General features: G+C 64.7%; 25 protein-coding genes and 2 tRNA genes. 17 read left to right on the plus strand and 10 right to left on the minus strand.

Annotated elements, in window-relative coordinates; all coding sequences use genetic code 11:
* Positions 1–10: 10 nt before the first annotated feature.
* The gene (locus B4394_RS11235; RefSeq protein WP_078308927.1) at positions 11–1,228 is read right to left on the minus strand and encodes an oxygenase MpaB family protein; all 1,218 of its coding nucleotides are present in this window, start codon (positions 1,226–1,228) and stop codon (positions 11–13) included.
* A gap of 114 nt (positions 1,229–1,342) precedes the next feature.
* Here B4394_RS11235 and B4394_RS11240 point away from each other — a divergent pair, with 114 nt between their 5' ends.
* From B4394_RS11240 to B4394_RS11260, 5 genes are all read left to right on the plus strand, one after another.
* Positions 1,343–2,002 (plus strand): TetR/AcrR family transcriptional regulator, encoded by a 660-nt coding sequence (locus B4394_RS11240; RefSeq protein ID WP_078308928.1) that lies wholly within the window; start codon positions 1,343–1,345, stop codon positions 2,000–2,002.
* 10 nt (positions 2,003–2,012) lie between these two features.
* Complete coding sequence (locus tag B4394_RS11245) at positions 2,013–2,789, plus strand: fumarylacetoacetate hydrolase family protein (RefSeq protein ID WP_078308929.1); 777 nt, start codon at positions 2,013–2,015, stop codon at positions 2,787–2,789.
* Positions 2,790–2,791: 2 nt separating this feature from the next.
* The gene (gene gltX, locus B4394_RS11250) at positions 2,792–4,294 is read left to right on the plus strand and encodes a glutamate--tRNA ligase (protein WP_078308930.1); all 1,503 of its coding nucleotides are present in this window, start codon (positions 2,792–2,794) and stop codon (positions 4,292–4,294) included.
* Between the two features lie 78 nt (positions 4,295–4,372).
* Positions 4,373–4,444: transfer RNA gene (locus B4394_RS11255), tRNA-Gln, on the plus strand.
* A 96-nt stretch (positions 4,445–4,540) separates the two neighbouring features.
* Positions 4,541–4,616: transfer RNA gene (locus B4394_RS11260), tRNA-Glu, on the plus strand.
* Positions 4,617–4,632: 16 nt separating this feature from the next.
* On the opposite strand, the gene B4394_RS11265 is transcribed toward B4394_RS11260, so the two are convergent.
* Genes B4394_RS11265 through B4394_RS11275 form a run of 3 tightly spaced genes read right to left on the minus strand, consistent with a single transcriptional unit; the run spans position 4,633 to position 6,152 of the window.
* Positions 4,633–4,935, minus strand: a complete 303-nt coding sequence (locus tag B4394_RS11265; protein ID WP_078315069.1) for a hypothetical protein — start codon at positions 4,933–4,935, stop codon at positions 4,633–4,635.
* Positions 4,936–4,943: 8 nt separating this feature from the next.
* The gene (locus B4394_RS11270) at positions 4,944–5,441 is read right to left on the minus strand and encodes a pyridoxamine 5'-phosphate oxidase family protein (RefSeq protein ID WP_078308932.1); all 498 of its coding nucleotides are present in this window, start codon (positions 5,439–5,441) and stop codon (positions 4,944–4,946) included.
* A 9-nt stretch (positions 5,442–5,450) separates the two neighbouring features.
* Complete coding sequence (locus tag B4394_RS11275) at positions 5,451–6,152, minus strand: IclR family transcriptional regulator (RefSeq protein WP_078315070.1); 702 nt, start codon at positions 6,150–6,152, stop codon at positions 5,451–5,453.
* A 49-nt stretch (positions 6,153–6,201) separates the two neighbouring features.
* Here B4394_RS11275 and leuC point away from each other — a divergent pair, with 49 nt between their 5' ends.
* The 3 genes from leuC to B4394_RS11290 all read left to right on the plus strand — a co-directional run bounded on the left by leuC (position 6,202) and on the right by B4394_RS11290 (position 9,072).
* Positions 6,202–7,647: a 3-isopropylmalate dehydratase large subunit gene (gene leuC, locus B4394_RS11280; protein ID WP_078309024.1), complete on the plus strand. Its 1,446-nt coding sequence runs from the start codon at positions 6,202–6,204 to the stop codon at positions 7,645–7,647.
* 20 nt (positions 7,648–7,667) lie between these two features.
* Positions 7,668–8,267 carry a 3-isopropylmalate dehydratase small subunit gene (gene leuD / locus B4394_RS11285; protein WP_078315071.1) on the plus strand — a complete coding sequence of 200 codons (600 nt, stop codon included), beginning with the start codon at positions 7,668–7,670 and terminating at the stop codon, positions 8,265–8,267.
* Positions 8,268–8,439: 172 nt separating this feature from the next.
* On the plus strand, positions 8,440–9,072 hold the full coding sequence (locus tag B4394_RS11290) for an HU family DNA-binding protein (RefSeq protein ID WP_078309025.1): 633 nt from the start codon (positions 8,440–8,442) through the stop codon (positions 9,070–9,072).
* Between the two features lie 100 nt (positions 9,073–9,172).
* On the opposite strand, the gene mutT1 is transcribed toward B4394_RS11290, so the two are convergent.
* From mutT1 to cofC, 3 genes are read right to left on the minus strand one after another with little or no spacing between them, the layout of a single operon-like run.
* Complete coding sequence (gene mutT1, locus B4394_RS11295; protein ID WP_078315072.1) at positions 9,173–10,102, minus strand: 8-oxo-(d)GTP phosphatase MutT1; 930 nt, start codon at positions 10,100–10,102, stop codon at positions 9,173–9,175.
* Positions 10,103–10,151: 49 nt separating this feature from the next.
* Positions 10,152–12,287, minus strand: coding sequence for an RNA degradosome polyphosphate kinase (locus B4394_RS11300; protein ID WP_078308935.1), 2,136 nt, complete (start codon positions 12,285–12,287; stop codon positions 10,152–10,154).
* A 17-nt stretch (positions 12,288–12,304) separates the two neighbouring features.
* Entirely contained in the window at positions 12,305–12,928 is a 624-nt protein-coding gene (cofC, locus tag B4394_RS11305) for a 2-phospho-L-lactate guanylyltransferase (RefSeq protein WP_078315101.1), read from the minus strand.
* A 46-nt stretch (positions 12,929–12,974) separates the two neighbouring features.
* Between cofC and B4394_RS11310 the strand changes: the two genes are divergently transcribed.
* From B4394_RS11310 to B4394_RS11320, 3 genes are read left to right on the plus strand one after another with little or no spacing between them, the layout of a single operon-like run.
* A complete protein-coding gene (locus B4394_RS11310) occupies positions 12,975–13,955 on the plus strand; it encodes an NAD(P)H-dependent glycerol-3-phosphate dehydrogenase (RefSeq protein ID WP_286142038.1) in 981 nt (326 codons plus the stop codon).
* A 4-nt stretch (positions 13,956–13,959) separates the two neighbouring features.
* Positions 13,960–15,072, plus strand: a complete 1,113-nt coding sequence (locus B4394_RS11315; RefSeq protein WP_078315073.1) for a cystathionine gamma-lyase — start codon at positions 13,960–13,962, stop codon at positions 15,070–15,072.
* Positions 15,023–16,195 (plus strand): D-alanine--D-alanine ligase family protein, encoded by a 1,173-nt coding sequence (locus B4394_RS11320; RefSeq protein ID WP_286142037.1) that lies wholly within the window; start codon positions 15,023–15,025, stop codon positions 16,193–16,195. Before B4394_RS11315 ends, B4394_RS11320 begins: the two co-directional genes overlap by 50 nt.
* A 19-nt stretch (positions 16,196–16,214) precedes the next feature.
* Here B4394_RS11320 and B4394_RS11325 read toward each other — a convergent pair whose 3' ends face one another.
* Positions 16,215–16,757: a DUF3515 domain-containing protein gene (locus B4394_RS11325; RefSeq protein WP_078315074.1), complete on the minus strand. Its 543-nt coding sequence runs from the start codon at positions 16,755–16,757 to the stop codon at positions 16,215–16,217.
* A 17-nt stretch (positions 16,758–16,774) separates the two neighbouring features.
* Here B4394_RS11325 and B4394_RS11330 point away from each other — a divergent pair, with 17 nt between their 5' ends.
* From B4394_RS11330 to B4394_RS11340, 3 genes are all read left to right on the plus strand, one after another.
* Complete coding sequence (locus B4394_RS11330) at positions 16,775–17,716, plus strand: thiamine-phosphate kinase (RefSeq protein ID WP_078315075.1); 942 nt, start codon at positions 16,775–16,777, stop codon at positions 17,714–17,716.
* Positions 17,717–17,793: 77 nt separating this feature from the next.
* Positions 17,794–18,474 carry a uracil-DNA glycosylase gene (locus B4394_RS11335; protein ID WP_078308940.1) on the plus strand — a complete coding sequence of 227 codons (681 nt, stop codon included), beginning with the start codon at positions 17,794–17,796 and terminating at the stop codon, positions 18,472–18,474.
* A complete protein-coding gene (locus B4394_RS11340; RefSeq protein WP_078315076.1) occupies positions 18,474–19,724 on the plus strand; it encodes a lipase family protein in 1,251 nt (416 codons plus the stop codon). The genes B4394_RS11335 and B4394_RS11340 overlap by 1 nt, the downstream gene beginning before the upstream one ends.
* Before the next feature lie 36 nt (positions 19,725–19,760).
* Here the strand turns inward: B4394_RS11340 and B4394_RS11345 are convergent, their stop codons facing one another.
* Positions 19,761–20,540: an enoyl-CoA hydratase/isomerase family protein gene (locus tag B4394_RS11345; protein WP_078315102.1), complete on the minus strand. Its 780-nt coding sequence runs from the start codon at positions 20,538–20,540 to the stop codon at positions 19,761–19,763.
* Between the two features lie 15 nt (positions 20,541–20,555).
* On the minus strand, positions 20,556–20,753 hold the full coding sequence (gene rpmB / locus B4394_RS11350; protein WP_005056915.1) for a 50S ribosomal protein L28: 198 nt from the start codon (positions 20,751–20,753) through the stop codon (positions 20,556–20,558).
* Between the two features lie 219 nt (positions 20,754–20,972).
* Here rpmB and B4394_RS11355 point away from each other — a divergent pair, with 219 nt between their 5' ends.
* The 3 genes from B4394_RS11355 to B4394_RS11365 are packed head-to-tail and all read left to right on the plus strand — an operon-like array spanning position 20,973 to position 25,617.
* Positions 20,973–22,634 (plus strand): DAK2 domain-containing protein, encoded by a 1,662-nt coding sequence (locus B4394_RS11355; RefSeq protein WP_078315077.1) that lies wholly within the window; start codon positions 20,973–20,975, stop codon positions 22,632–22,634.
* Between the two features lie 20 nt (positions 22,635–22,654).
* Positions 22,655–24,895 carry an ATP-dependent DNA helicase RecG gene (recG, locus tag B4394_RS11360; RefSeq protein WP_078315078.1) on the plus strand — a complete coding sequence of 747 codons (2,241 nt, stop codon included), beginning with the start codon at positions 22,655–22,657 and terminating at the stop codon, positions 24,893–24,895.
* Complete coding sequence (locus tag B4394_RS11365) at positions 24,892–25,617, plus strand: HNH endonuclease family protein (protein WP_078315079.1); 726 nt, start codon at positions 24,892–24,894, stop codon at positions 25,615–25,617. Before recG ends, B4394_RS11365 begins: the two co-directional genes overlap by 4 nt.
* The last annotated feature ends 10 nt before the right edge of the window (positions 25,618–25,627 follow it).

A 25,627-nucleotide genomic window follows, 5' to 3' on the forward strand; every position in this document is an offset into this window, starting at 1 on the left:
ATGAGATTGCCTAACTGGCGGTCGCGAGCTTGTCGTGCTGCCGGTACGTGCGATCGCCACCGGTCTGTGCCATGCCGCGCGAGACGATCTGACGTCGCGCAAAGTGACCGAATTCCTCACTGATACGAGTCATGCCGGGCAGCACATTGCGGCGCTCGAAGAACCAGTTGACCACCGAGGTCCCGAGGACCGCAGCCTGCATGGACTTGCTGTCGATAAGCCCCAAGTGATCGGCATGCGTCTTCCCGAGGATGAGGCGGCTGTAGGACGACAGGTACGCACGGGAAAGCCGCATGAACGCCGGCTCGTCCTGTGTGGACGCGTGTAGCGCCTGCGTCAGGGAGTACGAATCCTCGTCGGGCAAGAACTCGGTATCGGCCTCCAGCCAGAACAACCGCCAGGTGTCCTCCTCGCTGGTGGGTACAAGTTCGGGGTGAATTCCCATGAGCTGTCCCACATATCGCCAGAAATGGAAAACTGCCTCGCGCTCTGCGTCGGAGAAGCTCATGCCCATGGCCTGACATCCCGCCAGGTTGGCCAGTGAGAAGAGCATCAGCGTTCCCGCCAACTGAATCTGGTTGATCGGGGTGTCCCAGTTCTCGTAGTCCCAGTCATCGCGCCGGTTCATGGCGCCACGAACCAGCGCATGCATCAGACGGACGCGAGAAACTCCCTTGAAACCGGTGGCGAATCGCTCGAGTCCACCGGGAGAGGTGACGTCGATGAGCCATTGCGCCGTCTCGTGCAGCCGACGGGGAGCCGCGGCTTGCAGATTCAGGTTGCCGGTACCGACCAGGGGTTTATCGGCACGGGATGAGAGGTAGCCCCCGGTAAGGGCAAGGCCGGGAAGTGCCAGGCCCAGGCCGACGACTCCGGTGCGCATGCTGACCCGCGCGGCCAGCTCAAGCTTCGCCTCGTCGAGCCAATATGGCCGGGCATCGACCTGTGCGAAGAACGCAACGAGTTCCTCGGGGGGATTGTCGACCGATTCGATGCCGGACTCCAGGGCCATCTCGAACATCCGGCGACCCTGACCTGCTGGGAACCGCGCGAACATCGCGACCACTGCGTCAGCGAGCGGGTCGCCGACATGCGCGTATTGGCGGAAGGCTTCTCGCTGCTCGGCGGTCGCGCGGATATCCCGTCCGGCCAGGAAGCGAGTGAACACGTTGAACGGGAACTCGCGAAGCTGCGGCGGGTTGGGGAGCTTCTGCCAGCTCGAAGCCATGGATGAGGTCCTTTCCTCGTTGAATGGGCCATCTGGTGACACGACTCACCATCTGGTGAGAATCATCACCAGAAAATCCCGTGAGGTCAAGGACCAAAGTGCGACAATCGGCAGATGCCATCCCGGACCTATGGCGGTGCAACATCCGGTGAACGACGCGCACGACGACGCGCGGCGCTTCTGGATGCCGCACTGGACCTGGTCGCGGGTAGCGGCGTGAAGGGGCTGACGGTGCGCGGCGTATGCGCCGAGGCCCGGCTCAACGATCGGTACTTCTACGAGAGCTTCCGCAGCACCGACGAGTTGGTACTCGCGATGCTGGACGAACAGATGCTCGCGGGCTCGGCCGCCATTATCGAGGCCATCGCGAAGAGTTCGACGTCCACCGATCCGGTGGTGCGCACGCGTGCGGCCGTCGGCAGTGGCTTGCGGTTCCTGACCGCCGACCCACGCCGGGGCAGGCTTCTGGTCGAATCGCAGGCCACCGAAGGGCTGGCCGCGCGCCGCCGCGATCTGGTCAAGACCCTGGCCCAGGTGATGGCCGATCAGGGGCGCGTGCTGCTCCCCGCCGATGATGCGCTGGACCCCGATCTGGACCTTGCCACGTTCACGCTGGTGTCCGGCGGGCTGGACTTGGTCACCAGCTGGTTTCGCGGCGAGCTCGACATCACCCATAACCGGTTGGAGGATTTCCTGGTGGCGTTGGTCACTCGCGCCAACATCCGGGAGGACCAACGCGAGGACGCCGAGGAAGCCACGAAGCCCGGCAACTAGGCTCATGTGAATGCGCCTAGGACGTATTGCCAGCCCAGACGGTGTCGCCTTCGTCAGTATCGAGGGAGAAGACGGCTCCGAGACCGCCCGTGAGATCGCCGAGCATCCCTTTGGGACGCCCACCTTCACGGGGCGGCAGTGGCCACTCGCCGATGTCAGGCTGCTGGCGCCGATCCTGGCGAGCAAGGTTGTGGCCATGGGCAAGAACTACGCAGCCCACGCCGCGGAAATGGGTGGTGCCCCGCCGGAGTCGCCGGTGATCTTCATCAAGCCCAACACCTCGATCATCGGCCCGGGCCTCCCGATCCAGTTGCCGCCCAGCGCATCCGAGGTACACCACGAGGGCGAGTTGGCCATTGTGATCGGCCGGCCGTGCAAGGACGTCCCCGCCTCCCGCGCCGCCGAGGTCATCCTGGGATACACGATTGGCAACGACGTGTCGGCGCGTGATCACCAGCGTGCCGACGGCCAGTGGACCCGCGCCAAGGGGCACGACACGTTCTGCCCACTGGGGCCGTGGATCGTCACCGACCTGGATCCTTCGGACCTGGCCATCCGCACCGAGGTCAATGGCGAAGTCAGGCAGAGCAGCAGTACCGCGTTGCTGTTGCACGACGTCGGAGCGATCGTTGAATGGGTGTCCGCTGTCATGACCCTGCTGCCGGGTGACGTGATTCTTACCGGGACACCCGAGGGTGTCGGACCCATCGTCGACGGCGATACCGTCAGTGTCACCATCGAAGGAATCGGCACGTTGTCCAATCCTGTTGTGCGGAAGGCGAAGTAACAATGAGTGACACCACTGGATCTGACAAGGTCCGGGTTCGTTTCTGTCCGTCGCCGACGGGCACTCCGCATGTCGGGTTGATTCGGACCGCGTTGTTCAACTGGGCGTACGCGCGACACTGCGGAGGCGACTTCGTCTTCCGCATCGAGGACACCGATGCCGGCCGCGACAGCGAGGAGAGCTATCTGGCGCTGCTGGACGCGTTGCGCTGGCTGGGCCTGGATTGGGACGAGGGGCCCGAGGTTGGCGGGCCGTATGTGCCCTATCGGCAGTCGCAGCGCAAGGAGCTGCACCTTGACGTGGTGCGCAAGCTGCTTGAGTCGGGGGATGCCTACGAAGCGTTCTCCACGCCGGAAGAGGTGGAGGCGCGTCACCTCGCCGCGGGGCGCAACCCCAAACTGGGGTACGACAACTACGACCGCGACCTCACCGATGAGCAGCTCGCCGCATTTCGTGCAGAGGGGCGTAGCCCTGTTGTCCGTCTGCGGATGCCCGATCACGACATCACCTGGAACGACCTGGTGCGGGGGGAGACCACCTTCGCGGCGGGAGTCGTACCCGATTTCGCACTGACCCGCGCCAACGGAGATCCGTTGTACACGTTGGTGAACCCCGTCGACGACGCGCTGATGAAGATCACCCATGTGTTGCGCGGCGAGGATCTCTTGCCGTCGACGCCGCGCCAGATCGCCCTATACGAAGCCATGATCCGGGTGGGGGTGGCCGATTCGATACCCATGTTCGCCCATCTGCCGTCGGTGCTCGGAGAGGGCACCAAGAAGCTGTCCAAGCGCGATCCGCAGTCCAATCTGTTCCTGCATCGCGACCGGGGATTCATTCCCGAGGGGCTGCTGAATTACCTTGCGCTGCTCGGATGGTCGATCGCCGACGATCACGACATCTTCAGCCTGCAGGAAATGGTCGCCGCGTTCGATGTGGCCGACGTCAACTCGAATCCGGCGCGGTTCGACCAGAAGAAGGCCGACGCCATCAATGCCGAGCAGATCCGGCTGCTGGCCCCGGAGGAGTTCGTGGCGCGGCTGCGGACTTTCTTCGCCGGGCACGGGTACGAGCTCGGGCTCGACGACAGCGCCTTCGCGGTGGCGGCGGACCTGGTGCAGACGCGGGTCGTGGTGCTGGGCGATGCCTGGGGCCTGCTGAAGTTCCTCAACGACGATGTGTACGCCATCGACCCGGGATCGGCCCGCAAGGAATTGGGGGAGGCCGCGCTGCCGGTGCTGGATGCGGCGATAGGTGCGCTGGAGTCCGTCGACGCATGGACTACACCGGCCATCGAGGAGGCGCTCAAAGGCGCGCTCATTGAGGGGCTCGAACTCAAACCCCGGAAGGCATTCGGGCCACTGCGCGTCGCGGTCACCGGAGCGACGGTGAGCCCGCCACTGTTCGAATCAATGGAACTACTGGGCTCCGAGCGCACCTTGCAGCGGCTGCGAAACGCGCGGACCTGGGAAAATGAGGTGGAGAGCCAAACCGATTCGGGTTAATCGCGGTTGGTTTGGTAGTCTGCTCGTCGGCTCCAAAGTCCGCAGTCAGCGCGCTGACCTGCGGTTCTGCGAGGCCAATGGGGTATGGTGTAATTGGCAACACAGCGGTTTCTGGTACCGCCATTCTAGGTTCGAGTCCTGGTACCCCAGCGCAAATCATTTGCACAACAAGTGATTTGGTGTGATGCACGCCGGTGAGCTAGACTGTCAAGTCTGCGCGCCTCGCGCGTCGCACGGAATGTTCTAGCCCCCGTCGTCTAGCGGCCTAGGACGCCGCCCTCTCACGGCGGTAGCGTGGGTTCGAATCCCATCGGGGGTACCAGCTCTCAATGCGAAATCTATAGCCAGCTCTCGGCGCGATAGTCGCCCAACATGCGCAACGCCTCCTCGGTGAGTTCGGGATGGCGCTCCCGCAGGGTCCAGATCACAAATTTGCGCGCCTGATGGGCGCCGGTCTTCTTGACATTCACCTCGATATCGAGGGTTTCGGCGCATAGCTCACGGATCCGATCGCCGTGCTCTCCGGCCGTCTCGCCGGTATCGAGGTGGTGGACCAGCGCGTCGCTCAATGGCCGCTTGATCTTCTTATGCCGCAGACCCTCACGGAAGGAGTCGAACGCATCGCGCGCGAGCTGGCCCACCGCCGTACCTACTGCTGTGGCGCCGTCGACCCGCCGAGGGGCATCGCGGGCAGGCCCAGCTTGCGGTGATCCCAGGACCGGATGCGGGCCGGCCGCACCCGGACCGCGATGCGTTTGTTGAGCATCTGCTCGACGAAGGGTTTCATCTCTTCGGTGTACGGCGCGGTGTAGCGCTCGAAGACGCTGATGCCGACCTGGAACAGCTGGTCCGCGTCCTCGACTATCTCGGCCTGTCCTTCGATCGATACCCCGCGCAGCGTGTCATAGGTGAGTCCGTCTTCGATGAGGCAGGTGATCCGCGGATCACGCTTGAGGTTCACTACCTTCTGCGACTTGGCCTTGGTTTCGAACCACAGCTCGCCCTCGATCACGGCGTACCACATGGCCACCAGGTGCGGCTGGCCATCGGCGCCGATGGTCGCCATGGTCGTAGTGCGCGAATTATTGATGAACTCGGTGATTTCTTCGTCGGACATGACGATCTGCGAGCGCTGATTGCTTCCCATAATCGGAGCTTAAAGCCGAGCGGTTATGGCCTCGGAGGCGGCAACGAGATCGGCGGCCCAGCGTGCTCCCGGCCGGCGGCCCATCCGATCGATAGGGCCGGAAACCGATATCGCCGCAACGACATTGCCATGCCGATCGCGAACGGGCGCCGATACGCTGGCGACTCCGGCCTCGCGCTCGGCCGCGCTCTGCGCCCAGCCCCGCTTGCGCACGTCGGCCAGGGCGCGGTCGGTGAACGTGGCGCCGGGGAGTACCGCGGCCTGAATGGCCGTATCGCTGTGGGCAAGCAGAACTTTGGCGCCCGATCCGGCGGACATGGGCAGGCGTGAACCGACCGGCACGGTATCGCGTAGCCCCGCTGGTGGTTCGAGCGCCGCCACGCATATGCGTACCGTGCCTTCTCGGCGGTAGAGCTGCACGCTCTCGCCGGTGATCTCACGCAGCTTGGGCAGCACCTGCGCGCTGGCGCTCAGCAGCGGATCGTTGACATGCGCGGCGAGTTCGGTCAGCCCTGCGCCGAGCTGCCACTGTCCGGCACCGTCCCGGGACAGGAGTCGGTGCACCTCCAGCCCCGCCGCCAACCGATGCGCGGTGGCACGGGGGAGTCCCGTGCGCTCGCACAATTCAGCGAGTCCGCAGGGGGAGTCGCCTATGGCGGTCAGGACCTGCACCGCTTTGTCGAGAACGCCGATACCGCTATGCTGTCTCACGGAACGATACTAGCGTTCCAAATAATGAGACGCAATGAGCACGGAGCCAATGATGACTAGTGTCCAACAGCCCCGGACCCTGGCAGAGAAGGTCTGGGACTCCCACGTAGTGGTACGCGGAACCGGTGAGGGTGAGGCGCGCGAACCTGACCTCATCTATATCGACCTCCATTTGGTCCATGAGGTGACGAGCCCTCAGGCCTTCGACGGTCTGCGGCTCGCCGGGCGCCCGGTGCGCCGGCCGGATCTGACGATCGCGACCGAGGACCACAATGTGCCGACCATTGATATCGACAAGCCGATCGCCGATCCGGTCTCACGCACTCAGGTGGAGACGCTGCGACGCAACTGCGAAGAATTCGGCATCCGCCTGCACCCGATGGGCGACGCCGAACAGGGCATCGTGCACGTGGTCGGTCCGCAGCTGGGTTTGACCCAGCCGGGCACCACGGTGGTGTGCGGCGACAGCCACACCTCCACCCATGGAGCCTTCGGGGCGCTGGCCATGGGCATCGGGACTTCCGAGGTCGAGCACGTGATGGCCACGCAGACCTTGCCGCTGAGGCCATTTCGGACCATGTCCATCAACATCGATGGCCCCCTGCCGACCGGCGTTACCAGCAAGGATGTCATTTTGGCGGTCATCGCCAAGATCGGCACCGGTGGCGGCCAGGGGTACGTCCTGGAGTACCGCGGGCAAGCTGTCGAGGAGATGTCGATGGAGGCCCGAATGACTATGTGCAATATGTCTATTGAGGCGGGCGCGCGGGCAGGAATGGTAGCTCCCGACGAGACAACATATGCCTACCTCAAGGACCGTCCGCACGCGCCCAAGGGTGAGCTGTGGGATGCCGCTGTGGCCGAATGGGACTCGCTGCGCACCGACGATGGGGCTCAGTTCGATGCCGAAGTGCACATCGATGCCAGTACTTTGGCGCCCTTCGTCACCTGGGGTACCAACCCGGGCCAGGGAGTTCCGCTGAGCGCCGCCGTCCCCGATCCAGAGCAGATGGTCGACGAGGAGGAGCGGCTGGCGGCCGAGAAGGCGCTGACTTATATGGATCTCACGCCGGGTACCCCGATGCGTGAGATCCCGGTGGACACCGTGTTCGTCGGGTCCTGCACCAACGGGCGGATCGAGGATCTGCGGGCGGTGGCCGAGGTGTTGCGGGACCGGAAGGTGGCCGAGGGGGTCACCATGCTCATCGTTCCCGGCTCGATGCGGGTGCGCGCGCAGGCCGAATCCGAGGGGCTGGGCCAGGTATTCACCGCTGCGGGCGCTCAATGGCGTCAGGCAGGCTGCTCGATGTGTCTGGGCATGAATCCCGATCAGCTGTCCCCAGGGCAGCGGTGCGCCTCGACGTCGAACCGGAACTTCGAGGGACGCCAGGGCAAGGGCGGCCGTACTCACTTGGTGTCACCGGCCGTCGCAGCGGCCACCGCGGTGCGGGGAAAGCTCTCATCGCCAGCTGATTTGGCAAAATCCGCGCTCTAGACCAGCAGGGAGAGGAAATAGTGGAGGCATTCGACACTCACACCGGAATTGGTGTGCCGCTGCGTCGTTCCAACGTCGATACCGATCAGATCATCCCGGCGGTGTACCTCAAGCGTGTCACCCGAACGGGTTTCGAGGACGGGCTCTTCGCCGGCTGGCGTAATGATCCCTCGTTCATCCTCAATCTGGAACCGTTCAATCGGGGCAGTGTGCTTGTCGCCGGGCCCGATTTCGGCACCGGATCATCCCGCGAGCACGCCGTGTGGGCGTTGATGGACTACGGATTTCGAGTAGTACTGTCGTCCCGTTTCGGAGACATCTTCCGGGGCAACGCCGGTAAGGCCGGTCTGGTTGCGGGACTGGTGGATCAGTCCAACATCGAGCTGCTGTGGAAACTGATCGAGCAGAATCCAGGTTTGGAACTCACTGTGAATCTTGAGGATCGGACAGTGACTGCCGGAACGGTGGTGGTGCCGTTTGAGATTGACGACTACACCCAGTGGCGGCTGCTCGAAGGATTGGACGATATAGGCCTTACGCTGCGAAAAGTCGACGAAATTGCGGCTTTTGAGGCGTCGCGGCCGAAGTTCAAACCCCGTACTTTGGAGCCTTCTGAGTAGCTGATTGGGCGCCCTTGGGGGGCAAGGGCATTGCTTTTGGTCGGCATATGGCCCGTCAAAAAGCTCAGAGAATTTTGCCGAAATTACGCGTGGCACTTGGAAATCAGGTGCAGTTGGGTTTACCGTGTTCGAAGTCGGTTCAAAGTGGACCACTGGCTTCGGAGGGTTTTACATGAACAAAGCAGAGCTCATCGACGTTCTGACACAGAAATTGGGCTCGGATCGCCGGCAAGCCACCGCCGCGGTGGAGCACGTCGTCGACACCATCGTTCGCACCGTGCATAAGGGTGAGAGCGTGACCATCACCGGATTTGGTGTTTTCGAGCAGCGCCGCCGTGCCGCGCGCGTCGCCCGTAACCCGCGCACCGGTGAGACCGTCAAGGTGAAGCCGACGTCGGTCCCGACGTTCCGTCCCGGTGCACAGTTCAAGGCGGTTGTCTCTGGCTCGCAGAAGCTTCCGGCCGACGGTCCCGCTGTGAAGCGTGGCTCCACCGCCGCCCCGGCCAAGCGTGCCGCCGCCAAGAAGGCCGCCCCGGCCAAGAAGGCTCCTGCCAAGAAGGCCGCTCCGGTCAAGAAGGCAGTGGTCAAGAAGGTTGCCGCTCCTGCCAAGAAGGCGCCGGTCAAGAAGGCAGTGGTCAAGAAGGCCGCTCCCGCCAAGAAGGCTCCCGTGAAGAAGGCAGTGGTCAAGAAGGCCGCTCCCGTGAAGAAGGCCGTGACCAAGGCTCCCGCCAAGAAGGCCGCGACCAAGGCTCCCGCCAAGAAGGCTCCTGCCAAGAAGGCTCCCGCCAAGAAGGGCCGCAAGTAGTTTCAGCTGACATCGGGTCCCACCTCAGGGTGGGACCCGATGTTGCATTTCAGGGGTAGTGCGGCAGTCAGCTGTTGCACATCAGGGGGGAGCGCGCGCGTCAGCTCCCGGCGGGCAGCGGGCTGTCCAGATGATCTGCGGCCAGCAGCTTCTGGCCGTGCATCGACAGCACCCACATGCTGCCCTTGCGGTTACGTGACTTATCGGGGCGGATACCGTCGCGATCCGCCCACCAACTGATGAGATCCGGGATGACCCGTCCCTGAGTGCATACCACCCGGACGCCGTCGGACCCCGCGATTTCGAGAATTCTGCGATGTGCGCGCTTTCGGTCGGCCCAGTAGGCCTCTTCACTGAGTGCGGGCTCGCTGTAGATCACCGTGTTCAGTTCCTCGGCAAGCGGTTCCACCGTCTGACGGCACCGTAATCGATCTGCGGCGTGAATGGCGCTGGCGCCGAATGCGAGTAATTGACTGGTGAGTGCCTCGGCTTGCGCCCGGCCTTTCTTGTCCAGCGGCCGGAGGGTGTCATCCCCGGAATAGCGTTCCTTTCGCCCCGCCTTTCCGTGGCGCACAATGATCAATGTCCGAGTGTCAATTTCATGCTTTGCGAAGTTTCGCAGCACTTTCCGGTCGACGGCGTAGCTGACCGTCTTGATCGCCCGCGTTATCGGTAGCCATCGAATCTCATCGACTTCATGGTTGGCCTCGAATTTCCCGTCCAAAGCTTGTGCCGCCCAGTACCTGACGCGTTTGGTTCCCTGCGCCACCGGATAACTCACCGAAGGCAATCGCCTACCGAGCCGCGCGGTGAATCCGGTCTCTTCGGCGATCTCACGGACCGCGGCGATTGCCGCCGTCTCACCAGGGTCCAGCTTCCCTTTGGGTAATGACCAATCGTCGTACCGTGGCCGGTGCACCAGTGCTACCTCTATGGAGCCGGCAGTGTCGTCCTGGTCTTCCTGATACCGCCAGAGCGCGGCTCCGGCGGCAAGGACCGCCGCACCGGTCCGGGTGGTCGGATCGGGCACGAAAGCTCCTTCGGGGGAGAGGTGTTCAGCCGGAAGAACGTGGGCTAGCTCACGTCTGCGAGCGGTGCCGTTTCATCATTTCGACCTGATGATCGCGCACCTCCTCGCCGTCCGCAGGTGAAGCCAGCCACTGGCCATCGGACTGCAGTTCCCAGCACCGGGTCCGGGAGTCCAACGCGGAGGTGAACATGTCGTCGAGCTGTGCGGTGAGCTTCGGATCGGTGACGCGTGCAAGGACCTCGACTCGTCTGTCCAGATTACGATGCATCATGTCCGCGCTGCCGATCCAGAATTCGTCGATGGCGTTGAAGTGAATGATGCGCGAATGTTCAAGGAACCGGCCGAGAATGGATCGCACCGTCACGGTGCCGGAGTACTCGGGAACCCCGGGTCGGAGCGCGCAAATCCCGCGCACCACCACCTCGACGGGGACTCCGGCTTGGGAGGCCCGGTACAGCGCATCGATGACCTGCTCGTCGACCAACGCGTTCATCTTCAGCCGGATTCGCGCGTCTTGTCCTGCCCGATGTGCGGAGATCTCGCGGTCTATGCGGTCGATGATCCCGGCGCGAATTCCGTGCGGCGCTACTAACAGGTTGCGGTAGGAGACCTTCCGCGAGTATCCGGTGAGGGAGTTGAACAGGTCAGTGAGGTCCGCGCCGATCTCCGGCGCGCTGGTCAGCAAGCCGACATCCTCATAGAGCCGGGCGGTCTTCGGGTTGTAGTTTCCCGTCCCGATGTGGCAGTACCGGCGGATTGCAGACCCCTCCCGGCGCACCACGAGCGCCGTTTTGCAGTGGGTCTTCAGGCCGATCAAACCGTAGACCACGTGTACACCCGCATCTTCCAATGCGCGCGCCCACTTGATGTTGGCCTGCTCGTCGAAGCGCGCCTTGATCTCCACCAGCGCCACGACCTGCTTGCCGGCTTCCGCGGCGTCGATGAGTGAGTTGACGATGGGGGAGTCGCCGGAGGTGCGGTACAGCGTCTGTTTGATGGCCAACACCTGCGGGTCGGCGGCCGCCTGCTCGATAAACCGTTGCACGCTGGTGGAAAACGAGTCGTAAGGGTGATGCACAAGTACGTCACCATCGCGCAAGGTGGAGAAGATGCTCTTCGGTGTCTCGCCCTGGCCGAACGCGGGATGGGTCGCCGGGACGAAGGTCGGGTCCTTGAGCGCGGGACGATCCACGCCGTAGACCTGCCAGAGGCAGGACAGGTCGAGCAGCCCCGGCACCTGCACCACATCACCCGGATGGACGTCGAGCTCGCGCAACAGCAGTTCGAGCATGTGCTCGGTCATATCGTCGGCGACCTCGAGCCGCACCGGTGAACCGAACCGCCGCCGGGCCAATTCCCGTTCGAGTGCCTGCAGCAGATCCTCGTCCCGATCTTCCTCGACCTCGAAATCCGCGTTCCGGGTGATGCGGAACGCATGATGTTCGACGACTTCCAGACCCGGGAACAGCGCCGACAGGTGTGCGGCGATGAGTTCTTCCATAGGCAGGAAGCGCGAGGTGTGGGCGGCCTGCGCGGACTCGGCACCGTCGGGGCTACGCAGCCTCACGAATCGATCGACGTTGTCAGGCACCTTGATTCGGGCGAAATGTTGGCCACCCGTCTCAGGGACCTGGACGGTGATCGCCAGGTTCAGGCTCAGGCCGGATATATAGGGGAACGGATGCGCCGGGTCGACAGCCAGCGGGGTCAGTACCGGGAAGACCTGGTCGGTGAAATATGAGGAGAGATAACTCCGCTCGTTCTCCGATAGGTCGGCCCAGGTGACGACGAAGATCCCGTTCTTGGCGAGCTCGGGCCGCACTGAGTCGCTGAATACCCGGGCGTGCTGGACCGAGATCTCCTGTGTGCGCTCACCAATCAGTTTCAACTGCTCTCGTGGCGACAAGCCGTCGGCCGAACGCACGGACAATCCTGTCTCGTCGCGGCGCTTCAGACCGGCGACGCGGACCATGTAGAACTCGTCCAGGTTGGACGCGAAGATCGCCAGGAACTTGGCGCGCTCCAAGATGGGCAGGGATTCGTCAGCGGCCAGGGCCAGCACGCGCGTGTTGAAATCCAGCCACGAGAGCTCCCGGTTGAGGTACCGGTCTTCGGGTAGCTCCTCAGCCGACGCGATCGTGGTTGCGGCCGGGGGAACGCTGGGTGTGGTCACCCTTGTGATCATAGAGTTACCGGACCGGCTCAGAGTGGTAGTGAGGCCCCCAGCTCGCGGGCCGCGGCCAGATCTTCCAGCGTATCCACGTCGCAGCGCAATCCGGGCCAGTTCCCGGTGAGCTCGACCGCCGCTGAATCCCGGTGCCGCCGTGCCGAATCGACTCCGAACAACGGGTTCAGATCGCCGTCGGTGCTGAATAGCGCCGCGGTGCCGGTGCCGTGCCGGTCCGCGACGAAACTGCGTGAGTGATTTCGCGCAGCATGCATCGCAGCCGAGAATTCCTCGCCCGTCACCGCGGGAAGGTCGGCCTGCAACACAACGAGATTGGGTGACGATGCGCTCAGCTGTGCGGCGGCGCTGCGTAGCGCGTTGTTCAGCGGATCGGGGTGGTCTGCGGGAGTGTCATCAAAGATGAATCGTGCCCCGGCCTGTCCCGCCGCTGCCTTGGCCGCAGGATCGGGACTGATCACCGCGACGGTTCGGGCGGCGGTGAAGGCCACGGCGATGGCGTGCGTCAGCATGCCCAGTACCAGCCGTTCCCGCTGGGGTGCGGAAAGCGAGGGCGCCAGGCGGCTCTTGGCGGTCGCCAAGTTTTTGACCGCGATGATCACGCCGAAGTCTGCGTCAGCCTGTCTGCCCACGTTCTCCATGGTGCCAGCCCCGGCTAGGGTGTCTGCCATGGCCACGGCTGCGGTGATGGGTGCTGGTTCCTGGGGGACCGCGTTGGGCAAGGTGCTTGCCGACGCGGGTCACGACGTCAGGTTGTGGGCACGCCGATCGGAATTGGCCGATGAGATCAACGCGACGCATCGGAACTCGGTGTACCTCAGTGATGTGGACCTGCCCGCCTCGATAGTCGCCACGGGGGTGGCCGAAGAGGCCCTGCAGGGCGCCGAGCTGGTGCTGTTGGCGGTGCCATCACAGTCTCTGCGCACCAACCTGACCCCCTGGGCCGACCTCATCGAACCTGGGTCGTCGGTGGTGAGCCTGGCCAAGGGCATCGAGGTGGGCACGCTCATGCGGATGAGCCAGGTCGTCACTCAGGTGCTGGGTACCGATCCCAGCCGGGTCGCGGTGCTGACCGGTCCGAATCTGGCCAGCGAGATCGCCGCGGGCCAGCCCGCCGCCACCGTCATCGGGTGCACCGACTCGACCAGGGCCGTCGCCCTGCAGCGCGCGTTCTCCACGCGCTACTTCCGTCCGTACACCAACTCCGACGTGGTGGGCTGCGAGGTGGGGGGTGCGTGTAAGAACGTGATCGCCCTGAGTTGCGGCATGGCCGCCGGAGTCGGGTTGGGGGAGAACACGATCGCCACCATCATTACCCGTGGCCTGGCCGAGATCACCCGGCTGGGGCTGGCCCTGGGTGCCAGCCACACCACGCTTGCCGGTTTAGCGGGCGTGGGTGACCTGGTGGCCACCTGCACCTCGACACATTCGCGGAACCGGACCTTTGGCATGCGGCTGGGCAGCGGCGAGACGCTGCAGGAGGCGCGTAACGCCGCCGGCGGTAGGGTCGCTGAGGGAGTCACCTCCTGTGAGTCCATCCTGGCGTTGGCATCAAGCTACGACGTCGAGATGCCGCTCACGGAGGCTGTTCATGGCGTCTGTCATCGCGGACTGAGCGTCACCGATGCCGTCGCCCAGTTGTTAGGGCGCAGTACCAAACCGGAGTAAGCACATGCCAGAGCCAGGGATATCGACCCGGGCAGTTGTGGCCGCCACCGCTGAACCTGTTGCCGGGCAACCCTTTCTGGCGGGGCCGGTGTTTGCCTCCGCCTATCATCTGCCGGTGCCCGAGGATGACTCGCTGGACACCTACGGGCGTGCGTCCAATCCCACGTGGAGACAATGGGAATCGGGCTTGGCGACACTCGAGCGTGCGGACAATGTGCTGGTGTTCGGCTCGGGTATGGGCGCGATCACTTCGGCGTTACGTGCATTGGTTCGACCCGGGCAGACTCTGGTGGTCCCGGAGGACGGGTACTACCAGACGCGGCGTTACGCTACGGAAAACCTTGCGGCGCTGGGTATCAACGTGATCGCGGCCAGATCGAATCAGATCGTGGCCGCTGCCGCGCAGGCCGATGTGGTGGTGGCGGAGACTCCCTCGAATCCGCGGCTCGACGTTGTGGACCTGGCTCTGCTGGCCCGTGCGACGCATGCGCACGGGGGTGTGCTGGTGGTGGACAACACCACGGCCACCCCGATGGGGCAGCTGCCTCTGGAGCTGGGCGCCGATCTGGTGGTCGCCAGCGCGACGAAGGCGCTCTCAGGTCACAGCGATCTGATCGCTGGATACGTCGCGGGGTCGCGTGAGGACCTCATGTCGGCCGTTGCGCAGGAACGGTCGCGGGCCGGGGCCATCGTGGGTCCGTTCGAAGCCTGGCTGGGGGCACGCAGCCTGGCCACCGCCGGATTGCGCTTCGAGCGCCAATGTCAGAACGCGATCGCGCTGGCGACGATGCTGCGCGAGCATCCCGCGGTGGCTTCCGTGCGTTACCCAGGGTTGGCGAGCGATCCGTCCCATCCCGTGGCATCCGCCCAGATGAGCCGGTTCGGTTCACTGGTGTCGATCGAGTTGGCCAACGCCGACGCCGTGCACGCGCTGGTGAGCAAGAGCACGTTGTTGGCGGCCTCGACGAGTTTCGGCGGTGTACATACCTCGGTGGACCGCCGGGCGCGCTGGGGGGATGCCGTCCCGGAGGGGTTCGCGCGCATCTCCCTGGGCATCGAGGACACCGATGATCTGCTGGCCGACATCGAGGCGGCGCTCGCAGCCGGTACGGTCTGACACTGTGAATGACTCCCGGATCAAGGTCGCGCTCGTCTTCGGTGGACGGAGTAGTGAGCACGCGATCTCCTGCGTGTCGGCCGGCAGCATTCTGCGCAATCTCGACCAGGACGCATACGAGGTGGTCGCAGTCGGGGTCACCCCAGAGGGTGGCTGGGTACTCACCGACGGCGACCCCGCGCAGCTGGCGATCAGCGACCGCACGCTGCCGCAGGTCACGGACGCTTCCGGTACCGAGCTGGTGCTCGCCACCGACCCGCGCCGTGCCGGCCAATTGGTGAACGTTGATTCGAGTGCCGCCGGCCAAGTGCTGGCCTCCGTGGATGTGGTGTTCCCGGTGCTGCACGGGCCGTACGGCGAGGACGGCACCATCCAGGGGCTGCTGGAGCTGGCGGGGGTGCCCTATGTCGGCGCCGGGGTACTCGCGAGTGCGGCGGGCATGGACAAGGAGTTCACCAAGAAGCTGCTGGCCGCCGAGGGGCTTCCGATCGGCAAATACGCCGTGATCCGCCCGCGTGACACCACGCTGACGCTGGATCAGCGGGAGGAACTGGGGCTGCCGGTGTTCGTCAAGCCCGCTCGGGCGGGCTCGTCCTTCGGCGTTTCCCGGGTCACCGCATGGGAGGAACTGCCGGCTGCCATCGCACATGCGCGCCAGTTCGACCCGAAGGTGATCATCGAGGCCGCCATCATCGGGCGGGAACTGGAGTGCGGTGTACTGGAATTCCCCGACGGGGACATCCAGGCCAGCGTGCTCGGCGAGATTCGGGTCGAGGGTGTGCACCAGGATGAGACGGCTGCGGGCGCCTTTTATGACTTTGAGACCAAATACCTGGACGACACCGCCGAACTGGACGTACCGGCCAAGGTTGACGATGACGTGAGCGATCAGATCCGTGAGCTGGCGGTGGCGGCGTTCCGGGCGATCGATGGCCAGGGTCTGGCGCGGGTGGACTTCTTTCTCACCGATGACGGCCCGCTGATCAACGAGATCAACACCATGCCCGGGTTCACCACGATTTCTATGTATCCCCGGATGTGGGCGGCCACGGGCGTGGACTACCCGGCACTGCTGGATGCGATGGTGCGTACCGCCCTGGCACGGGGCACCGGGCTTCGATGAGCGCTCGCGCGAAGATCGTCTAGCGGGGTAGTGGCACCGGGTCGGGTTTGACGGCGGGCAGCGCCTTGGCGATGGCGTCAGACATCTCGATCAGTGGCTCCGAACCCAGACCATCGGGCATGGTCAGCGCGATGTAGACGCCGCGGTCCACGGCGAACCACGTGGTGGTCGCGATCGCGGCGTCAGTGACTCGGAACCACTGCACTGAGTTGATTTGCTCTACCGAGGTCCCGACGGCGAACTCGGCCGGCCGGTCGACACCACAGCGTGCGACAACGGAATCCTTGCCCCGGCGCCACGCGGCGGTAGCGGGTGGCTTGGGTTCGACGATCTGTGCTCGCTTCCAATCGCCAGCCATGTTGCCCGGGTATGCCCTGGTCATATCGATGCAGAGCGGCGAATTAGCCTGTGGTGCAGGAATATTTGTGACCGCTATGGGCTTCTTGTCGTCCTGGAACTGTGCGAACTTCAGGACACCGAAGAGCACGGCGAGGGCCGCGACCGCACCGAAAACCGCGATACCGATGAGGAGCTTGCGTGGCGGGCCGTCTTCGGATTGCACAGGCCTACACTAACCGAGTGCCAAATCTGGGCGATACCGGCGAGTTCGGCGTGATCAGCCGGCTCACAGCGGGTCGTGTGCCCGGCGCCGATATTGAACTCGGCCCGGGTGACGACGCCGCGGTGGTCCGTGCGCCGGATAATCGAGTTCTGGTGTCGACGGATATGTTGGTGCAGGACAGGCATTTTCGGCTTGAGTGGTCGTCGCCGACGGATATCGGCCGAAAAGCGGTGGCGCAGAACGCCGCAGATATTGAGGCCATGGGTGGACGGGTCACGGCGTTTGTCGTCGCGGTGGGCGCGCCCGCGGAAACCGATATCGCATTCCTGGATCAGCTCAACGAGGGAATCTGGGCCGAAGCGGCGCGGGTCCAGGCGTCCATCGCCGGCGGAGATCTGGTGGCCGCGCGTGAACTGGTGGTCTCGGTGACGGCGCTCGGTGATCTGCAGGGGCGCGCTCCAGTAACTCGCGACGGCGCCACCGTGGGAGACATCGTCGCCGTCTGCGGTGCGCTCGGTACCTCAGCGGCGGGCCTCCGCTTGTGGCAGGACGGGATTGACCAGTTCTCCGAGCTGCGTCAGGTACACCTGGTGCCGTCGCCGCCGTACGGACAAGGACGCGTCGCCGCGTTGGCTGGTGCGACGGCGATGACGGATATCTCCGACGGGCTGCTGGCCGATCTGGGGCACATCGCCGAATCGAGTGCGGTCCGCATCGACCTGAGCTCACCGAGCCTGGAGCCGTATCTGGTGCCGGTGGCGGGCGCTTCGGGACTGCTCGGGGCCGATCCCTGGGAATGGATCTTGACCGGCGGCGAGGAGCACGCGCTGGTCGCGACGTTTCCCGGGACAGTCCCGGCGGGCTGGGTCGCGATCGGTGAGGTGCGCGCGGGAGACCCGGGGGTAACGGTCGACGGCAACGCGTGGACACAACGGATGGGATGGGATTCGTTCGCTTGATGTCTTCGCGCAAGCGGCTCATCCGTGACCCGATGTCTTCGCGCAAGCGGCTCATCCGTGAGCTAAGTTGACTCTTCGTGACTGCCCGACCCCTCACCGAGCTGATTGATCCCGGCTGGGCTGACGCGCTGGAGCCCGTTGCCGAGCAGGTGACCAGGATGGGGGAGTTTCTGCGCGAGGAGAACTCCTCGGGTCGCGGATACCTGCCCGCTGGGGCAAATGTGCTGCGCGCCTTCACCTATCCGTTGGCCGATGTCCGGGTGCTCATCGTCGGACAAGATCCATACCCGACGCCCGGGCACGCCATGGGTTTGAGCTTCTCGGTGGCCGCCGAGGTGCGGCCGGTGCCGCGCAGCCTGGCCAACATCTTCGACGAGTATCAGAGCGACCTGGGCCTGCCCAAGCCTGCCAACGGCGATCTGACGCCCTGGTCACAACAGGGAGTGATGCTCCTGAACAGGGTGCTGACGGTACAGCCGGGCAACCCGGCCTCGCATCGAGGGAAAGGCTGGGAGGCGGTGACCGAATGTGCGATCCGGGCGTTGGTTGCGCGGGATGCACCCTTGGTCGCCATTCTGTGGGGACGTGACGCGGCGACACTCAAGCCGATGCTGGGGCCTGGCGTGCCCACTGTCGAATCGGTGCATCCGTCGCCGCTGTCCGCATCGCGCGGATTCTTCGGCTCCAAGCCATTTAGCAGGGCCAACGAACTGCTGGGCGGATTAGGTGCCCGGCCGATCGATTGGCGGCTGCCGTAATGCGTTGGTCGACCGGCGCATTGACCGCCGTGGGCGGTCTGACGGTGGCCTTGGCAACCGGCGGCTCCGCGCTGCGCACCCCGGCTGTGGTCGACCGGCTCAACGCTTGGGCGGCCCGCCGGCTCACGGACGAACAGCGAGCCGACCCGTACTCGGCGATCCTTCCGACGCCCATCAGCGGCGACGACTTCTACAGTGATCCCGGTGATCTGAGCCTGCTGGCGCCGGGCGAGGTCATTCGTGCTGATCGAGTGACGCCGCGGCTTCCCTTACGCAAGGCGACCATGCAGCGGATCATGGTGCGTTCCACCGATACCGCGGGCAATGCCGTCCCTGTGACAGCGGCGTTGATCGAACCGGATCGTCCATGGCATGGCCCCGGCTCGCGTCCGGTGGTGGTACGCAATCAGGCGATCAACTCCCTGGGACTCAAGTTCACGCCGTCTTACCGTCTGGCGCACCTTTGGTACCGGGACAACCCGCCGATGTTTCCGTTCCTGTCTGCCCAGAATTACGCCGTGCTGTTTCCGGATCATGAAGGACCCCGGATGTCGTATGCCGCCGGCAAGATGGCGGGACATGCGGTACTGGACTCGGTGCGCGGAATGATTTCGGAGCGGCCGGACCTCGCTGATTCGCCGATTGTGATGCACGGATACAGCGGTGGCGCCATCGCCACGGTATGGGCAGCGCAGCTGCAACCGACATACGCGCCGGAGCTACGCATCGCGGGCGCGGCCGCGGGAGGCACCCCCACCGATTACACCCTGCTGCACGGCAGCATGAATCGCGGTCTCGGGGCGGGGCTCTTTTCCGCTGCGGTCATTGGTCAGGCTCGCGAGTTCCCGGAATTGGCAACGATTTTCGGCGAATTCGCGCTCTACGGCGCGATCCGGGCCAAGGACTTTCCACAGCCCCCGCTGGCGGCGGCGGGTCTGCTGCGATTTGACCTGGACCTGCTCTCGGCGATCGAGGCACCGTTCGAATCGGAGCTGGGGCAACACGTTATCCGCGCCAACCGGCCCGGTGACCTCACGCCGACGATGCCGGTGCTGCTGTATCACGGCTCGCGCAGCAAGGCGGTCGGCGATCTCTTCATTCCCGAAGAAGGCGCCCTGGCGCTGCGCGATACCTGGCGCGCCAATGGTGCCGACGTGGACTACTGGGCCCTGCCCGGTGAACACATCACCGCGGATATGCTCGCGATCCCGTGGGTCGTGAACTGGATTCGGAAGAAGCTGCAGGGATGAGCGCCTGGGTGAAGACAGCCGGACTCGGCTAGATCTCTACGGCCAGTCAGGCTTGCGCTTGCCGACGAAGGCGTCGACACCCTCGATACCCGTAGGGCTGACTGAGGCCTCGGCGATGCTGGCCTGCTCCAGGTCCAGCTGTGCGTCCAGGGTGTTGTTCGCGCTCAGGCGCAGCAGACGACGGATGCGGTTCTGCGCCTCACGCGGGCCGGCCGCGAGCTTCTCGGCGGCCGCCACAGCGGTTGCCTGTACCTCGTCGTCGGCCACCACGCGGCTCAGCAGTCCCATGGAGAGCGCCTCGGGTGCCTCGACGACGCGATCCGTCAGCAGGATGTCCGCGGCACGCGCCTTGCCGACCACGCGGGGCAGTGCCCAGGACATGCCACCGTCAGAGGAGTACCCGATTCCCGGGTAAGCGGCGCGTAGTTTGGTCGACTCGCCGCCGATCGCGATATCGGCCAGCAGCACCAGACTCAGACCACCGCCTGCGGCCCACCCGTGCACCGAGGCCACTACCGGACGATCTGCGGCGTTCACCGCGCGCACGAACTCATGCAAGCGCCCGGCGAGGTCGTTGAGCTTGGCAGCCCGGTCCTCGGCGGCGGCGAAATCGCGCACATTGCCACCCGCGCAGAAATTGGCCCCGCTGCTGGTCAGCAGGATCGCACCGACCTCGGCGGGTAAGTCCTGCAGCACAGGAACCGCAGCGGCGACTCCCGTGAAGTCCAGCGAGGTCCCGGCCGCCGCGGTGGCGATGGTGATGTGCAGAACGCCGTTGTGAACGGCGACGTAGTCAGCAGACTGCGTGGAAGACACGGCGGTCACGACCCGTCAGGCGCCGCGAACTACCTTGCCGGCCTTGATGCAGGAAGTGCAGGCGTTAACGCGCTGCTTGTTGCCACCGGGGGAGGTGACGGCGTGCACCGTCTGGATGTTCGGGTTCCAGCGACGGTTGGTACGCCGGTGCGAGTGCGAAACCGACTTGCCGAAGCCGGGTCCCTTGCCGCACACGTCGCAGACGGCAGCCATAGTGAAACTCCTCAAGTTCGCGATTACGGCCGCCTTCTCAGCTCTTCGCGCAAACGCTTATCACGAAGCCAGAGCCGGGGCGGCCCACAACCCTGCAAGAATAGCCTGACCGGCCTGTGAACACCAAAATAGGCGTCAATGAGGCCCCCGCCAGCGGGGGATCCCCAGCTTCAGCGAGACCATTCAACTCTGTCAGCTCCGGTAGATAGGCTTCCTCACATGCAGCTCTCGGTGTTGGACAGCGCTGCGCTGCTCCATTGGGCGCGAGCCTCGGTCGACGGGCTGATCGCTCGCAGCGACGAGATCAACCGGTTGAATGTGTTCCCGGTCGCCGATGCCGATACCGGTACCAACATGCTGTTCACCATGCGTTCGGCGGTGAACGCCGCCGAGGCACTGGGGGAAGGCGCCACGGTCGCCCAGGTCGCCGCGGCGCTGGCCCGGGGCGCAGTCCATGGCGCCCGCGGGAACTCGGGGGTCATCCTGTCGCAGATCGTGCGTGGGATCGCCGACGCCGCCGCCGACCAGGACGACATCGGGGCCGAGGTGGTGCGCCGGGCGCTTCGACAGGCTTCGCAGTTTGTGATCGCTTCGATGAGCACTCCAGTCGAGGGCACCATCGTGTCGGTGCTAGCCGCTGCCGCCGAGGCAGCCGACCGGGCCGCCACCGATGGTGCGCACGCCGACGATCTACCTAGCCTTGTCATCACCGCCGCCGATGCCGCCGTCGCGGCGCTGGAGAAGACTCCCAAGCAGCTCGACATCCTCGCCGATAACGGTGTGGTCGATGCCGGTGCTCGCGGTCTCGTCGTCATCCTCGACGCGCTGGTGTTGGTGGTGGCCGGGGAGCTGCCCACACGCCGTGAGTACAGCCCGTCGCCACCCAAGAACGCGCCCTCACAGGTGTGGGTGGCTGGGCCCGGGCGCGGTTCGGGCGGCCTGAACCTGGATCCGCCACGGGAGCTGCCGCCGGAGTTCGAGGTGATGTACCTGTTGTGCGGGTGTGATGAGCTACAGATCGCGGATCTGCGAGCGCAACTCGACGGGATGGGCGATTCCATCGCCATCGCCGGAGACGGCGATATGGGGTACTCCGTACACGCGCACGTGAACGATGCCGGAGCGGCCATCGAGGCCGGGATGAAGTTCGGTATTCCGCAATCGATCCAGATTTCCTCGCTACGCGGTGATGTGGGTGGGGGACATCACGATGGGCGTCACCGGCACCGCCGGGTGCTGGCGCTGGCGGAGGGCGATGGCGCGGCCACACTGTTCTCCAGCGAGGGTGCCCAGGTGTTGCGCGTCGATGAACCTCCTGCGAGTGCGAAACGTCTCCTGGATGCGGTAGTCGACAGCGGTGCGCACCAGATCATGGTGCTGCCCAATGGATTGATGTCGCCCGAGGAACTGGTGGCGGTCTGTGCGGCGGCGCGCGGATGGGGCATCACGGTCATTCCGCTGCCCTCGGCATCCATGGCACAGGGGCTGGCGGCGCTGGCCGTGCATGATCCGGAGCGAATGGCAGTCGACGACAGCTACACCATGGCGCGGGCAGCGGGCGCTACCCGGTTTGGATTGGTGCGGGTGGCCACCGAGCGCGCTCTGACCTGGTCTGGAACGTGCGAGCCGGGAGATGCGATGGGCATCATCGGTGATGAGGTGCTGGTGCTGAACCATGATGTCGCCAATGCCACAAAGGCTTTGGTGAGCATCATGTTGTCCTCCGGTGGAGAGCTCGTGACGGTGCTGCTGTCGGACAAGGCGGATGAGTCCCTTGCCGACGCGTTGATCGAGCACACTCGATCGCACCACGGCGGTGTCGAGGTGATGATCTACCGCACTGGGCAACACTCCGACGTCGTTCATATCGGCGTCGAGTGACAGGTCTTAGCAGGGGATAGATGGCGCAACTTTCCGATCGTCTCGATCATGTATTGGGGCATAAGGCATCCGACGTTCTCGACGCCGAGTTCGGTCTGCTGACCGTCGAAGACCTGCTCCATCATTACCCCCGCCGATACAGCACCGATTTCAGTCTGCGCGACGAGCAGGACGGCGACCGCGCCAAACCTGGTGAGCACACCACACTGGTGGGATTCATCACGTCGGCGGAACTGAAGAGCATGCGCAACCGCAAGGGGCAGTTTCTCTCAGTCATGCTGGGAAGTGCCCCGCATGCGGTGCAGGCCACGTTCTTCCATCCGCACAAGGTGAAACGCGATCTGCAGGTAGGCAACCGGGTGATGCTCTCCGGCGCGGTCGGAGAATTTCGGGGCAAGCCTCAACTGACCCACCCCGACTATCTGGTGCTGGAAACCGCACTCGGCGAGAGCACCGGGACGCGGGGGAGTACGGCGCTGCGCGGTATCGCCGGAACGGCGCGCGATGCGTCTACGGCCATCTCGGCGTTCGAGCGGAATGTTTTTCCGATCTACCCCGCAACCAAGAACCTGGAAAGCTGGGACATCTACCGGTGTATCGACCAGGTGCTCGCCCAGCTGGATCCCGTGCCCGAGGCGCTACCGGAAGCCGTGCTGGCAGAGCACGATCTGATGTCCCTGGATGAAGCCCTGCGCAAGATCCACATGTCGGAGGACGCCTCAGAACAACAGCAGGCGCGCAGGCGCCTGGCGTTCGATGAGGCACTGGGTCTGCAGCTGGCGCTGGCCATACGGCGCGGCAGTGACATCGGGTCGGCGGGTCCGTCGATGCCGCTCACCACGGGAAAGCTGCGCGAGGATCTGCAGCGCCAGCTTCCCTTCGAGCTCACCGAGGGCCAGCAGCAGGTTGTCGCCGAGATCGGGGACGACCTGGCCGGGGTCAAGCCGATGAACCGGCTGCTGCAAGGAGAGGTGGGTTCCGGTAAGACCGTCGTCGCGCTGCTCGCGATGATGCAGGCCATCGATGCCGGGTATCAGTGCGCACTGTTGGCTCCCACCGAGGTGTTGGCCGTTCAGCACGCTCGTTCGCTGCGCGCGATGCTTGGATCTTTGGCCACCGCAGGCGAACTGGGAGCTCCCGACGACGCGACCAGCATCGCGCTGCTCACCGGATCGATGTCGCCGGCGCTTAAGAAACAGGTCAAGGCCGATGTCGCGACCGGACTTGCCGGCATCGTCATCGGGACTCATGCGTTGTTGCAGGACTCGGTGGATTTCCACAATCTCGGCCTGGTGGTCGTCGATGAACAGCACCGGTTCGGCGTTGAGCAGCGGGATCGGTTGCGGGCCAAGGCCCCCGAAGGCATTGTGCCGCACTTGCTGGTGATGACGGCCACTCCGATCCCGCGCACGGTGGCGCTCACGGTGTTCGGCGATCTGGAGACTTCGACACTGCGGGAGTTGCCGCGTGGGCGCCAGCCCATCACCACTACTGCGGTGTTCACCCGCGAGAAGCCGGGCTGGCTCGCGCGCGGTTGGGAGCGGATCGCCGAGGAGGTGGCCGCGGGCAGGCAGGCCTACGTGGTGGCCTCGCGGATCGACCCGGACGACAAAGATTCCGGGCCTGAGGATGCAGAAGAGAAGCGCCCGCCGCCGGTGCCCGTCACCGACTTGTACGAAACCATCCGCGGTTCACTGCTACCGGGGCTGCGCATTGGACTGCTGCACGGCCGGCTCCCTTCGGAACAGAAGGATGCCGTGATGACGGCGTTCAACGCGGGTGAGATCGATGTTCTGGTGTGTACCACCGTGATCGAAGTGGGCGTGGACGTTCCCAATGCCACTGTGATGCTGATCATGGATGCCGACCGGTTCGGCATCAGCCAGCTGCACCAGCTGCGCGGTCGCGTGGGCCGCGGCGGCAACAAGGGTCTATGCCTCTTGGTAAGTCCCAGCAGCCCTGCGGGTTCGGCGGGACGGCGGTTGCGTGCGGTGCAGGACACCCTGGACGGGTTCACCCTGGCCGAGCTGGACCTGGAGGAGCGGCGCGAGGGCGATGTCCTGGGGCGCGACCAGTCCGGCCGCGCGGTGAATCTACGGCTGCTTTCGCTGATGGATCACCGCGACATGATCGAGACCGCGCGGGACATGGCGGTGCGGGCGTGTGCCGAGGACCCCGAGCTGACGAGACAACCGGCGCTGGCGGGTATGGCGCGACGTTTCCTGATCGCCGATCAGATCGAGTACCTGGATAAATCGTGAGGAATCGCACCGTGCTCATCGTCGCCATCGCCGCGGCGATCGCGGTGGTGGTGGCGTATCAGGTAACGGCTCGGTACCGGCTACAACGTGCTAATGCCGTTGCCGGGCAATCGAATATTCCGACCCTCGCCCCTGGTCAAGATCCGCTGGCCGGAGTGACGGTGATACCCAAACGGGTTCGAGGCAAGGACTACGAGCGTGCCGAGTTCGGTGATGCCTGGTCCGACGACACCGACGCTCCCGGTGGACGCAATGGTTGCGACACCCGCAACGACATCCTGAACCGCGACCTGACCGACAAGAGCTTCGTGTTCACGCGCAGATGTCCTAGTGCGGTGGGTGCCGGCATGCTGCACGATCCCTACACGGGAGCGCTGGTGGCCTTTACTCGCGGGCCCAACAGCGGCGAAGCGGTCCAGATCGATCACATCGTTCCGCTGGCGTACGCATGGGACATGGGCGCGCGTGAATGGCAACCGTCAATGCGCTGGCGCTTTGCCAATGACCCCGCGAATCTCATCGCCGTGCAAGGTCAAGCGAACAAAGACAAAGGTGATGCGGGGCCCTCGGGCTGGATGCCGCCGAATAAGGCGTTCTGGTGCCAATACTCCATGCAGTTCGCGGAAGTGGTTCGTGGATACCATCTTTCGCTCGATGAGCGATCGGCTAAAACCATCCGTGAGGCGGCGCAGACCTGTCCACAACCGTTGAATCTGTGGTAGACAGGAACGG

The organism is Mycobacterium sp. D16Q16 (assembly GCF_002013745.1).
GTDB lineage: Bacteria > Actinomycetota > Actinomycetes > Mycobacteriales > Mycobacteriaceae > Mycobacterium.